General features: G+C 42.5%; 11 protein-coding genes. 3 read left to right on the forward strand and 8 right to left on the reverse strand.

Annotated elements, in window-relative coordinates:
• Positions 1-72 precede the first annotated feature (72 nt).
• From dapA to IPZ60_RS01570, 3 genes are all read right to left on the reverse strand, one after another.
• On the reverse strand, positions 73-978 hold the full coding sequence (gene dapA / locus IPZ60_RS01560; RefSeq protein ID WP_110921977.1) for a 4-hydroxy-tetrahydrodipicolinate synthase: 906 nt from the start codon (positions 976-978) through the stop codon (positions 73-75).
• A 539-nt stretch (positions 979-1,517) separates the two neighbouring features.
• The gene (locus tag IPZ60_RS01565) at positions 1,518-2,705 is read right to left on the reverse strand and encodes a hypothetical protein (RefSeq protein WP_194196122.1); all 1,188 of its coding nucleotides are present in this window, start codon (positions 2,703-2,705) and stop codon (positions 1,518-1,520) included.
• 468 nt (positions 2,706-3,173) lie between these two features.
• Complete coding sequence (locus IPZ60_RS01570; protein ID WP_370463016.1) at positions 3,174-4,589, reverse strand: Do family serine endopeptidase; 1,416 nt, start codon at positions 4,587-4,589, stop codon at positions 3,174-3,176.
• A gap of 994 nt (positions 4,590-5,583) precedes the next feature.
• Here IPZ60_RS01570 and IPZ60_RS01575 point away from each other — a divergent pair.
• Positions 5,584-7,896 carry a cation:proton antiporter gene (locus IPZ60_RS01575; protein ID WP_194196124.1) on the forward strand — a complete coding sequence of 771 codons (2,313 nt, stop codon included), beginning with the start codon at positions 5,584-5,586 and terminating at the stop codon, positions 7,894-7,896.
• A 200-nt stretch (positions 7,897-8,096) separates the two neighbouring features.
• Here IPZ60_RS01575 and tmk read toward each other — a convergent pair whose 3' ends face one another.
• A complete protein-coding gene (gene tmk, locus IPZ60_RS01580; protein ID WP_194196125.1) occupies positions 8,097-8,798 on the reverse strand; it encodes a dTMP kinase in 702 nt (233 codons plus the stop codon).
• An 88-nt stretch (positions 8,799-8,886) separates the two neighbouring features.
• Positions 8,887-10,167, reverse strand: a complete 1,281-nt coding sequence (gene mltG, locus IPZ60_RS01585) for an endolytic transglycosylase MltG (protein ID WP_194196126.1) — start codon at positions 10,165-10,167, stop codon at positions 8,887-8,889.
• A 170-nt stretch (positions 10,168-10,337) separates the two neighbouring features.
• On the opposite strand from mltG, the gene IPZ60_RS01590 reads away from it, so the two are divergent.
• A complete protein-coding gene (locus tag IPZ60_RS01590) occupies positions 10,338-11,102 on the forward strand; it encodes a DpnI domain-containing protein (RefSeq protein WP_194196127.1) in 765 nt (254 codons plus the stop codon).
• Here IPZ60_RS01590 and IPZ60_RS01595 read toward each other — a convergent pair.
• Positions 11,099-11,593, reverse strand: coding sequence for a hypothetical protein (locus IPZ60_RS01595; RefSeq protein ID WP_194196128.1), 495 nt, complete (start codon positions 11,591-11,593; stop codon positions 11,099-11,101). The genes IPZ60_RS01590 and IPZ60_RS01595 overlap by 4 nt on opposite strands.
• 328 nt (positions 11,594-11,921) lie before the next feature.
• Positions 11,922-12,488: a hypothetical protein gene (locus IPZ60_RS01600; protein ID WP_194196129.1), complete on the reverse strand. Its 567-nt coding sequence runs from the start codon at positions 12,486-12,488 to the stop codon at positions 11,922-11,924.
• Positions 12,489-12,640: 152 nt separating this feature from the next.
• Between IPZ60_RS01600 and IPZ60_RS01605 the strand changes: the two genes are divergently transcribed.
• A complete protein-coding gene (locus IPZ60_RS01605; RefSeq protein ID WP_194196130.1) occupies positions 12,641-12,829 on the forward strand; it encodes a DpnD/PcfM family protein in 189 nt (62 codons plus the stop codon).
• A gap of 3 nt (positions 12,830-12,832) precedes the next feature.
• Here IPZ60_RS01605 and IPZ60_RS01610 read toward each other — a convergent pair whose 3' ends face one another.
• Positions 12,833-13,825, reverse strand: coding sequence for an aminotransferase class IV (locus IPZ60_RS01610; protein ID WP_227669172.1), 993 nt, complete (start codon positions 13,823-13,825; stop codon positions 12,833-12,835).
• Positions 13,826-13,828: the final 3 nt, after the last annotated feature.

Below are 13,828 nucleotides of genomic sequence, written 5' to 3' on the forward strand. Positions count from 1 at the left end.
ATTGCTAAGCCTATCATCAGTGACTGACTTAGTCATTTATAATGCTCAATTTTATAGCAAATTCAAACGAATCTATATTAAGTTAGCACGAACCAATGCTTCATCAATAGTCGCATGATGTTGCTCCGCTAGCCAAACCAATGGCAGACGAATGCCTTTATCGATTATGCCCATTTTATGTAAGGCGTACTTAGCTGGGATAGGGCTTGATTCGATGAATAGGTCACGATGTAAGTGCTTGACGATATCATGTACTTTATTAGCAGCGTCAAAGTCGCCACGGAGCGCAGCCGTAAACGTCTCGCTCATCGCTTTCGGTGCGACGTTGGCCGTCACTGAGATGTTGCCTTTACCGCCGAATTTCATCAACTCTAGCGCAGTTCCATCGTCACCTGACAGCACAACCATCCTATCACCAACGGCTTTAATCAATTGCTCGCCGCGGCTGACAGAGCCGGTCGCATCTTTAATGGCCACAATATTGTCGATATCGCATAAACGCTCAACGGTATTTTGGGCGATATCAACGACTGTGCGTCCTGGTACGTTGTAAAGCATCTGGGGGATGTTCACTGCTTCAGCGATGGCTTTATAATGTTGGAACAAACCTTCTTGAGGTGGCTTGTTATAGTAAGGTGCTACGAGCAATGCGCAGTCTGCACCAGCATCGGCTGCATCTTGAGTCAGCTTGATGGCTTCCATTGTATTGTTGGCGCCTGTACCAGCAATGACCGGTACACGACCTTTGACATGCTGTACAAAGTAGCGAATCACATCGCTATGCTCTTGCATAGACAATGTCGCTGACTCACCAGTGGTACCAACAGCAACTAAGCAATGGGTGCCCTGTTCAATCTGCCAATCTATGAGATCTGCCAGACGTTTATAATCAACCTTGCCGTCAGGATGCATGGGCGTTACCAAAGCTACCATTGAGCCTTGTAGTCGGGTTTTGATCTCGTCGTATGCTGTGCTCATAACCGTGCCTTACTGTATTATCCTAGCTTTTGTCAAAGCTGTCACATGATAGGTCGTTTGCAAGAGCCAATTCTCATGCTTATGATGGTACATAATAGTATGTGTAACCATAAACGCAATTAGCAATGTCTTGCCTGATGGTAGTGCTAAATATCTTTCTAAAATAAACGTCTTTCTAAAACAAATATACTTCTAAAATAAGAATCTTTTTAAGATAAATATTTTTCTACTGCAAAAGCAGCCGCCATATAAATAATGATGTGCTCAAATCCGTATTGACGTTATGTTTGCCAATGACTGATAAGGCTTATTCAGCAATAAAAATTTAATAATAAAAACGCCTGCTAGTGTAGCATATTTTAATTTGACCGCTATCAATCAATTGACGGTCAATATGGTTATTATGCAGCAAATAACATGTCGCTTCTCTTGTCCTATAATGCCAATATAGCGCTCAAAAAAGCACATCAATACTGACATTATTACTTAACATTCAGTTTAGCGCAATGGCTTAGTACTTATAAGGCTTTTGGCACATATTAACGAATTGTCAACACATCGATAGTGGGGCGATACAACCGAAAAGGCAGTCCTCGCGTACCTATACCGCTACTGACAAATATCTGCGCACTGGCATGTTGGTACAATCCTCGCTGCTTACCCAACCGACTATTATTTGACAATGTCGATTGCTCATCGCTTTGTTGCACGTCTTGGGTTTTTTGTGCCCACCAACTGTTCTCTTGAGTGGCTTTCGCAGCGCCCGTAATCAATAACGGTCGCGGCTGTAAAGATTTGGGCAAGTCACTGAGACTATCAAACCGTGAAGCCAAAATAATAACAGGATTGATAGCATTAACGATTTCAGCACCAAGTACTGCTTTTGCAGCCGTGTTTGAGTCATCAATATCAGCGAGTCTCTGAGGGATATCTTGCCAGCCACAGAGCGCTGCAACCACTGAATTGGCATCACTATCTTGCTGTCTAAGAATATCTTGGTTAAATGGTTGACTATTTGCAGTGTCCATATCCATAGTCTTAAGCGGCAACGAGGTACACTGCTGACCAATATAACTGATATCAAGTACATCGAAGGTGCTGGCCAACGTATCTTCCAATAGCGGCTGACCTTGCTTGGTCGTATTAATCGATTGATAGCACAAATCCGACGTACTCATCACCGTATAGACAGGTTTATTGACCGCTTTAAACAGCATGAGCTGCCCGACCAAATCTGCACTTGGATAATACAGCCAATCGCCTGTAATCAGTACAGCATCCGCTGACAAAGCATTGATAGTGGCAACAAGCTTGCGAATATGTCGCGGCTTACCGCTATATATCCCAATGCGTAAGTCAGCTAGCACAGCGACGGTCAGTGGTTTTGATAAATTTAAATCAACGGCATGATGCTCTACTCGTAAACAATTAGGCTGCACCACCACGGTATAAAAATACATACCCGTTGCGAATATGGCTAACAGCAATGATGGTACGGACAACGCTGCCAATACTGGTAGCATATTCTGCGACCAACCTATTACCATTAATACGATCCAAACGGGCATGGTATAGGCTGCGTAATAGAGTATCAATTTCACCCAAATACGCAAAAATCGCTTGGTAGGATTAGCATTGAACGTTTGTAATATTGACCACAGTACGATGTACGCTAGCAATGCTGCTGACGTAGAGATACCTAGTATATATAAAACATGGTCAGTCATAATTACCTGATGGTTATGTAACAGTATGAGCCTATCAAACAGCTTATAATCAATCCTATATTAGAGCGCATGGTGTGCTGAATAAATCACCCCATGCGTACGTTTATCATAGGTCGTAATAGTTTATAAGAGCGTGCTTCGATTGTAATAACAACCATAATATGGGGCGTTTAACCCAACAAAGTGACTATCTATCGAAACAATCTTCTATCTCGCTAAAGACACACTTTCAATCATGGGATAAAAAATCAGCCATTATAGAGGTCAGTCTCTACGATAGACAAGTACAATTATCGACGCTCACTGTCACAATTTGTTTACTCATACAGTTTTTAATAGTATCTCTCGTATCGATCATTCAATTTAAAAGAGAGCCAAGACAACCAAGTATCGCTGTATATAAGCGACTTCAAGCGAAATGCACTTGATCTCTCTTTCATAATGCATTGATTATCGCTACCTTACTGATTACTCAATCCGTAACCCGATAATCGCAGGGATACCTTGACGGATAACTTCCATCGTGACTACGCCTTTTTCAGGTAGCGATGAAATAGCATCTGAAAAGTCAGTCACTTCCTTAATCGGTTTTTGATGAAAATTGGTAATTACATCTCCTGCTAATATACCTGAACGTGCAGCAAGCCCAGTAGGGTCAACTGTCGTCACCAAAATGCCTGTTTTATGATCCACGGCGATTTCAGCTTGCTCATCAACAGTCAAGTTACGTAGACGTAAGCCCAGCTGTACATCGTCATTCTGTTGATCACCGCCTTGAGCTCTTACATCATCGGGTGCATACGCAAGCTGGCCACTGACCATCATCTGCTTACCATTACGCTGAATCTGTGCACGGAATGCATCGCTTGGTTTGGCTCTATTGAGCAGATTTAACAAATCTGAGGCCTGCATAATCTGCACATTGTTATATTGCAAAATAATATCACCAGGTTTTAGACCAGCTTTTTGTGCCGGTGAGTCTGGTGACACACGTGTCAATAAAGCACCTTGAGGGCGATCTAGCTTATAAGCCTCAGCTAGATTACGATCGATATCTTGAGGATAAATACCGAGATAAGCACGCACTACTTCGCCATCTGTTTTTAGCTGCTGATAGATATCCATTGCCGCATCAATCGGTATCGAGAATGACAGCCCCATATAACCACCAGTACCACTAAAGATGCGCGAGTTGATACCAATAACTTCACCGCGCTGGTTGAATAATGGACCACCTGAATTACCGGGGTTCAATGCCACATCTGTTTGAATAAATGGCACACTGGTCTCACGCGAAAAACTGCGCGACTTGGCACTGACAATACCCGCGGATGCCGAGTAATCAAAACCAAATGGTGAACCAATCGCTAGTACAGGCTCCCCTACTCTCAGCGCATTCGAGTCACCGATAGGGAGAGGTGGGAATTTATTACCCACGACTTTCAACACTGCCACATCTGAGCGCTCATCACTACCGACTAAAACCGCATCTAGCTCCGTTCTATCATTCAGCGTGACCGTGATTTTATCTGCGCCTTCCACCACGTGATGGTTGGTCAGCATGTAGCCATCAGAGCTGACAAAAAAAGCTGTGCCATAAGCATGCTCAATCGCGGGCATGGTAGCCTGTTCAGGAATACTTAGACGATCGCCAAAAAACTGACGTAGCAGCTCAGCTGTCTGTGCCTTGGCAAGCTCAGCTTCACTAATCGTTTTTGTGACGTTCACACGGGCGACTGCTGGGGTCACTTGTTGTACCAAGTCAGAGAAGTCTGCCGTGCTGACCGCCGCTTGAGCACTGGTCATAGTCGTGGCGGTCATACCAACGAGCATAGATGTACTAACAGCAAGCGCCAACGCACTACGCTGTAACCAATGCTGCATATTCAATTTAGATTGTGCTGTAGACATATCTGTACGCATACCATCCTCCATATGAGTGATCATGATTGTTATTATTGTCAATGTTAATAAATTGGTTCTGGTTATTCTCTAGAGCCATTATAAGACAGGTAAAAAATGTGACTTTAGCTTAAGCCATCTTAATATTTTTTAGCTTGTCTGCATGCTATATCTATATTTTATTGCCTTTGCATGGCAACCGTTGCTGCAACTCTTTCATAGAGTGGATTCACGATACAAACTACATGCATGATAAATGCCGCTACTTTATGATAAGCCATCACGTTAGTTTGCTATCATTTCAGTAATTCAGGATAACCCAAGGATTGGTTATTTCATAATGGTTCTATATCCTGTTGTGGTTGCTCAATACTACAATCAACCCACTATAATATCGATACAAGACAGTCGAGTACAAGCAATACCTTTATATAGTTGACGATGTGGCAGTGTCATAGTGGATAAACTGTATCGTGGTAAGCTCAGCCTTAGTAGGTATGAAATAAAATCATGTTATGATGGCAAGCCTAATAACTTTATAAAAAATGTAGGTTAATAGCCATTATTATTACGGACTATATATTTATAGAATTGGCTATCATCACCCTTATTTTTCATCTTTTGCATGTCTAGAGACGCTTATACCATTTCTAAAAATTTGAATAACAGTAAAACAAGTGCAGGTACTACTGCTCGTAAGCCAAGCCAGTAGCACAAGCAAGGTTGACACTGCTAATTGTATTTCTTGAGATGGGCATTATTTGTCTAGGAATGCGTTTGTCTCTATTACTTTATAGTATATATATCATATCTGGCTCACGTTATGATTCATGATGGTTGTCATTGTTGTCACTTAACCATTATTGTCACTTGGCCATTGTTGTCGTTCAGCTTTTGTAAAATGTGCCTCTATAGATAGGTGCTAAAGAGCGATTGATAGATATAAAATATGACAAGATTATAAAAGGATCAATTTATGGATACCGCCCTATTATTATCTGGCGTGGTTGGGATTGGCATCGCCGCCCAATGGTTGGCTTGGTACTTAAAGCAACCGTCCATTTTATTTTTATTACTGATTGGTATTATCGTCGGCCCTGTACTGGGTATCTTCGATCCCGACTTGGTATTGGGGGAGCTGATGTTCCCCTTTATCTCTTTGGGTGTAGCGATTATTCTCTTTGAAGGCTCGCTGACCTTGGAGTTCGATGAGATTAAGCAACACGGTACTGTTGTGCAAATGCTAGTATCGGTCGGTGTACTTATTACCATCGCTATCGTCGCGTTATCGACCTATCTACTATTTGATGTCGATCCACTAATCGCCTTGCTATTCGGTGCGCTGGTTTGCGTGACTGGCCCAACGGTCATTATGCCGCTACTGCGCAGTGTGCGCCCGAATAAGACGATATCTAACATCCTAAAATGGGAAGGTATCATCATCGATCCAATCGGCGCCATTGCGGTGGTATTGGTCTATGAATATATTATCTCTGGCGGCGAAGCCAGCAGTATATTACTGTTTGCTAAAATCGTTGTGTTGGCGACAGCAATGGGTATGGCGGGCGCTTGGCTGCTCGCGTTCCTCATGCGCCGCCATATGATTCCTGAGTTTTTACGCAATGTCTTTACCCTTGCCTTTGTCTTGGTTCTATTCTCAATATCTAACCATTTAGAGCATGAGTCTGGTCTATTGACCGTTACAGTATTGGGTGTGGCATTAGCAAACTGGCCAAAATTCCCACGTGAGACCATTCTAGAGTTCAACGAGTCTTTAACTATTCTACTGATTTCTGTGCTCTTTATTATTCTCGCTGCACGTGTAGAACTGGCAAGCTTAATGAGTGTGGGCTTTGCAGGCTTGGTGCTACTCGCTATCGTTATGTTTGTGGCGCGTCCACTGTCTGTTTGGGCATCGGCTATCGGCTCAAACTTAAAGACCAACGAAAAACTGATGATCAGTTGGATTGGCCCACGTGGTATCGTCGCGGCAGCTATTTCATCACTGTTTGCGATTCGCTTGCAAGAGTATGATATTCAAGGCGTTGAGCTGCTCGTACCCTTAGTATTTATGGTCATCATTGGTACCGTTATGATTCAGGGCTTGGGCTCAAAAGTGGTCGGCAACTTGCTTGGCGTCCGTGAGCCTGAGACCAACGGTATTCTTATCGTCGGTTCAAACCCTATCGCACTACTGATAGCCACGTCTTTAAAAGACCAAGGCTTTGATGTCATCGTTGCGCACAACAACTATACCAACATTGCCCGTGCACGCATGAGTGGTTTGCGTACTTATTTTGGTAATCCCATCTCTGACCATGCCGATCATCACCTTGATCTTATCGGTATTGGGCGTTTGTTTGCCATGAGTATGGACAAAGAAATGAATACCTTGTCCGAGATTCATTATCGTCATGAATTTGGTGAGCGCAAATTATATCGTCTCAAATTCAGCGATGAAAAGGCCAGAAGCGAACGTGAAGACAAGCAGTCGAGCTTTCAATCGCAGTGGCTATTCGGCAAAGATGCAACTTATACCAAGCTTGCCAGCATGCTGTCTAAAAAGGCACGTATCAAAATTACAAACATCACTGATAGCTACAGCTTTGAACAATATAAAGCGGATAACAAACAATTTGTCCCGCTCTATACCATAGACAAAGAAGGCAAGTTGCACGTTATTACTGATAAGTTCGATGGCATCGTACCACGCGATCGCAAGCTCATCTCGCTAGTAGTAGAAGATGAAGTGCAACCTAAGCCAGTAGATGTGACACCGAAGCAAGAGCAAGCTCGCATGGCGGCAGATGCCAACTTTGAATCCAGCTCAAAAGCACCGGAAAAGCGTAAAGAGAAAGAGCCGAGCGATGAGAGTGCTAATGCAGCAGAGCAAGCGACGGATAGTGACAAAGAAAAAGGCACTGAGCAGAAAAGCACTGAGCAAAACACCGCTAGTGACTCATCAAATCATTCAAGCATCGATGCTGAGTCTAAAGACTCTCCAACGTCGCCAGCAACGACTACTGACAAAATTATCGAACCAAAAGACGAATCTGCTAATAAAGGGGTCATGTCAGCGAACTCAACCGCTGTCTCCAAAACTAAGGTATCTAGCAATAGCAATAGCAATACCAATGGTAATGGTAATGCACCTAAGACCAAGAAAGGCGCGCTTGATCCAAATCGCTTACCTGACTCTGGTCAAGACAATGCCACAAGTGCTGACATCGAAACTGCTAATGATACCAAGCCAACGAGCTTAGATAGCAAGGTAGAGAACAAAGAGTAAATAGCCAGTAAATAAACCATGACGACCACTTTTTGAGTGGCTATTTACCGACTATATTAATGGTTCGAAAAAAACAAAAGCCCCAACGTAATGTTGGGGCTTTTTATGGCAATGACTTTGACAATCATCCTATTATTGAAGGTAATCAAATATCGAAAGCAGTCAAAATCTGGAAGCTCAGAATTTCCTTAATCGGACGGCTATTTAATATCTAGATTATCCTGTACCGTTGACCATATACGCGCACCCACTTCATCGGCATTACCTGATGCATCAACACGCTGTATGCGCTCAGGATACTGGGTGGCAAGTACATCAAAACCTGTGTGTACCCAAGTAAAAAACTCGGTCGCTTGTTGCTCAAAACGATCTGCAGCGCTGCGCTTGTTGGCGCGTGCCATACCCTCTAGTACGGGTAAATCTAACCATAGTGTTAGCTCGGGTAGCTGTGGCACAAACTGCTCGATGAGCGCATCAATCTTGGCTCGTACTGCCTCATCGCCATGCGCACGACCAAAGCCTTGATACGCAATGGTTGAATCAGTAAAACGGTCACATATCACCCATGTGCCACGTTGTAGTGCGGGTATAATCACTTGCTGTAGGTGATCACAGCGGGCGGCAAATAGTAGCAATAGCTCTGTATCATCATTAATATCGGTCGCAGGGTCTAATAGTATCTCTCGTAAACGCTCTGCAAATGGACTGCCACCTGGCTCACGAGTGCGCAGATACGGGATACCACTGTCCTCTAATCGTAAGCATAGTTGTTCAATTGCTGTCGTTTTTCCCACACCCTCGGTACCTTCAAAACTGATAAAACATCCTTGATTGGGCATGGTGTCATGGGTTTGTTTGGATAAGGTTGTTTGAGATAGATGGTCTTGCATAGGTGCTGACATGATATGACCTTATGTCATTGATGAGCGTTATGTAGATAATTACATAACACTCAGTAAATGATAGGTTTTAAAAGAGAGACGGACTAATTTACTGTGATGCTGCTTGTGCTTTCTTTTCCCGCATGACTTTTAGATAGTCTTTTACCGCTTGATTGTGTGCAGCCAGACTATTGGTGAATTTGTGTCCACCTGTACCAGTCGCTACAAAATATAATGCTTCGCTGTCTGCAGGGTGCAAAGTTGCTTCGATAGAAGCCGCTGATGGTAGCGCGATTGGTGTTGGTGGCAGGCCATCAATTTGATAGGTATTATAAGACGTTTTTTCATTGATGTCTTTGCGGCGAATATTGCCGTCATAGCGACTGCCCATACCGTAGATAATGGTCGGATCAGTTTGCATACGCATGCCTTGATTCAGACGGTTTCTAAATACCGCCGACACCAATGGACGCTCTTCTGCCACACTGGTTTCTTTTTCGATAATAGATGCCATTACTAACGCTTCATAAGGTGTGCTATAAGGCAAGTTGGGCGCACGACCTTCCCATGCTTCGGTCAACGCTTGCTGCTGACGCTTATACAAATCCGTCAGTACCTGCTTATCAGTGGTATCCTCACCATAATAATAAGTATCAGGGGCAAACCAACCTTCGAGATTGTGATTGACGATAGGATCACTGTCATTGATGACCGACGCTGGCAAGATGCCGTCTAACTCCAACGCTTTGGCAATACTGGCATTGTCGCTATCAGCAGTCAGTACCTCTTTTTTGATACCATCATTATCACGTAGTGTTTGGTACAAGTCTTTAGAGGTTTTACCCTCGATAATTTGCACCTTTACCATCGCCGCTTTTGCACCTTGTGCGAGCACTTGTAGCGCTTCGGCAATAGTAGGGTTTTCTGGTAACTGGTAAATGCCCGAATGTAATGGCGCATCGACTTGCGACTTGATGTAAAGCTTGGCCACGCTGGCAGAAAACAGCGGAATCTGCTGTTGCCACTGCGGCAGTAGACCATAATAAGTCTGACCCTGCTCAATCGTAACCTTTTTTGCAGGCTGCTCGATACGTCCAAACAATGTCTGATAGACCATCACCAAGAAAAAAGCAGCAATCAGCCCAAGCACGAGCAATACCTGATAACCACGCTGCATAAAGAACGATTGATTGTCCACTCTATACTGACGCGGTTTACTCTCTCCGCTGATCAGTGAAACATTAGTCGCGGGCTTATCCTCCACCCTATCCACTACCGGCTGCGAGTCTGGTAGTGTGGTATCGACACGCTCCTCAACGCTGCTATCTTTTTTATTCGATGGCTCATTATTAGGACGTTCAGGAGGCGTTTCAGGTGTAGGCGTGCTCATGGCAACTCGCGAGGCAGATGTTTGCTAGAATTTAGCACTGAACCGTGCGATTTTCAATGGTATTTGCTTAGCTTGTGAATTATCTTGCTATTGATACACATTTATATGGCTTAATACTCATACCCTTTTTTCAGTATTCTGAGCTTATCTATCAAGAATGAAAACATCCTATGAACCTACATTTTAATCAAAGTCTTGCCAAAAACTATCACTCTGAATCTCAAAAAGTTCGTGTACTCAGTGAAGCATGGGTGAAAGAAAACGGTTACTGCACCAATTGTAGCGTCCAATCTCTAGCTGAGTTCGCTAATAACAAACCTGTCGCCGATTTTTATTGCGGAAATTGTAATGAGCAATATGAGCTAAAAAGTAAAAAATCTAAATTAAGTAACATTATTAACGATGGTGCTTATAAGACGATGATTGAACGCATCAACAGTAAAGACAATCCCAATTTTTTCTTCCTGACGTACTCAAAAGAATATACCGTCAATAACTTTTTAATTATCCCTAAGCAGTTCTTTAAGCCAGATATTATTATCAAGCGTAAGCCGTTATCAGCGACTGCCAAACGCGCAGGTTGGGTCGGCTGTAATATCGACTTACGCCAAGTACCAGAATCAGGCAAAGTATTTTTGGTCAAAAATCAGCAAGTCATACCACGCAAAGATGTCAGCCAACAATTTCAAAAAACCTTGTTTTTACGAAAACAGTCTGTTGCTTCTCGTGGTTGGACACTCGATATCTGGCAGTGTATCGATAGACTCGATACTCATTTTTCGCTAAAGCAAGTTTATGCTTTTGCTGACGAGTTAAGATGCAAACACCCTGAGAATAATCACATTCTAGATAAAATCCGTCAGCAATTACAAGTATTACGAGATAAAGGCATTATTGAATTTGTGAGCCGTGGTCACTATCGAAAATCATACTAAGAACACGTATCATCCCATAATGGCAAATCCTTGGCAGCAACCAAACGACCATAAAATTTATGAGGAGGGTAATCTAGCTCTAGCTCATCATTTACTTTAAAAAAGTTCTTCACATTGCCATCGATACAAGTATAAGCTCGATTTTTTACCTGTTTATTCCAGCTCATTAGCAGCCCTAACGGAGTGCGAGAAGCTTTAGTAAAAGCTTGTTTTTCGGTTGTAATTGCACACATCATAGTGTCTTCATGAAACCGCTTATCTAAACCTTGTTCGATGACTTCTTGACGGGTATGCGCATACTTAAACACACTCCCAAATGCTGTGTATTTTTTATCTTTCTTAGAATAAACAATACTAAATGCTATCTGTGAATAACAAGGTAAGTGAATTATTTCATCAGGGTTTCTTTTCGCTGCACAGCAAACTTTATTAAATATCATCAATCTACGAATTTGTAGTGGAATTCGTTTATCTTCATATGTAGTACGCATTTATTATCCCCTGTTAGATAATATTGGATAGAATGCAATCATTGATCGATTAACATCAGTACGCAATACTCATTAACAAAAGACGATCAATTATGAAGAACGTTATTGGAGATATGCATCACTCAATAGACTTCTTGAGAAAGTACCAGTGCATTAACTTCAATTGACGGAGCCGCAAAGGCTAGTGATGATTTATGTAAGAAGGCTGATACGTCATATAAACACAGTATCAAGATCATAATATTACAGCCGCTAAAATTTATTAGCAGCTATAACTATAAGTGGTAACTTGATTATGAGTTTCGTATAACATAGTAATTATTTCGAATTATATCAGACGCCTTTCATTATAACGTTCAGGTCTAGGTTCGCCTTGATTGTCACGGTATACATCTGCAATTAACTCATCTCTATCGTCCCATAGTGGCAGACGAGCTGTCGCAACTAGACGGTCATGAAACTTATGCGGTGGATAATCCGAATCAATTTCATCATTTATCCGAAAAAAAATTTCTTCACGATAGTCAACATAAGCATGCATTCTATTCTTTACATATTTATTCCAATACCATACTAATTGTATAGGTGTACTAACTGGGCGAGTAAACTGCTTTAAATTAACAGTTAGCGCACACTTTACTGGCTCATCGTTAGGAAAAATGCGAATACGTTGCTCAATAACTTCTTCGGGTGTTTGTGCATACTCAAACACACCACCAAAGGCTATAAATTTCTTGAAATCCTTTAGATACATAACTCCTAGCGATAACTGAGTAAATTTTGATAAATGAATAATTTCATCAGGTTCTTTCTTCGCTAATTTACAGATTTCATCAAAAACCATCAAACGACGGATTTGTAGCGGGATACTTTCATCTTCATAAACTTCATACATTGACTTATCTCCTTGTTAGATAAGCAGCATTGATCGATTTGCTTTAAGACACAAGACCACGTAACAAAAGACGATCACTTCTGTTGAGCGCTTTTGCTAATCTAGTTGGCATTGATGACTGAAGTTATTTGTGAGAAATGGAAGTGAATACGATGAAAAAAGATGAGAAAGCAGCACAAAAATTTCAAATAGAGATTGTGGAAACGCTGAGTAATATCGTGGAAGTAAATGCTGAAGATGAGCAAGATGCTCTGATGAAAGCGCAAAAGATGTATAGAAATGAGCAAGTGGTTTTATATCCCGATGATTTTATCGATACCAAATTCAATATTTTTCAATAATAGTTAAACGGATTGAAAATCCACAACCTCACCAGATAATAATGTCAGATTATTCATTGGCATGATGCCGCGTAATGCATTACAAAAGAATAACTGCGTCAATTTGGGCAAATCCTCATCTTGTAACGACCTTATCACAACTGGATATTCCGTCGTAGATAGTGCATCGATAATCACTTGCCGCATAACGCCAGCGACACCCGATTGCGTCATAGATGGCGTATACCACTGGCCAGTGGTTAGGTAATTTTCATTATCTTCATGAGCGCTAGAAGTGGTTTCGGATTCTGATAGTGGTGATTCTGCCAATTGATAGAATACATTGCTCATCGTGCCCTCAACCCACTGCCCGCTCATATCGCGCAGCAGTCCTTCACTAAGTTTTGAAGCAAGTTCAGATGCCAATGGCTCAGCTTTTATACGCTGTAGCTCACCACTAGCGAGGACATTATCTAAACGACTGAGGCTTTTGAGACCTGCCAGCGGTGGCGGTAAGCAAGCAATCTGAGAGGACAAACATATTGCAGAGGCACTAGGTTGGATGGGTACCAAGCTCCCATCGGGCAAAGACAATTGCAGCGCCGTAGTGACTCTCATGGTCGCAGCCTTTAGCCACATCTCACAGTCGCTGCCATTTGCACTAGGTGTATAACCATAACCGCGCACATCCTGCGTAGCGCGGGTTACTACCAGTTTGAGCATTCCTTGCTGTAATTGCTGGGCGTACAGTTGCAATACTGCTAATAGCTCTTCGCTGTTTATATTTAGCTGCAACGCATTGGCATGAGAGACAAGCCGCTGATAATGATAGTCTGACCACAGTATCAACCCATCGATGACGCCCATAGTAGTAAAGAACCCATCAGCGTATGCCAGTCCGCGATTATCTAGAGACATCATTACCGTTGGGTCAATCGCCCCATTATCTTCGATTACCCTGTTGTCTTGTGGGTACAGACATACCCAGCCGTTCGGCACTGACATCGTATCTATCATGAG

This window comes from Psychrobacter sp. NG25 (assembly GCF_015234355.1).
Lineage (GTDB): Bacteria > Pseudomonadota > Gammaproteobacteria > Pseudomonadales > Moraxellaceae > Psychrobacter.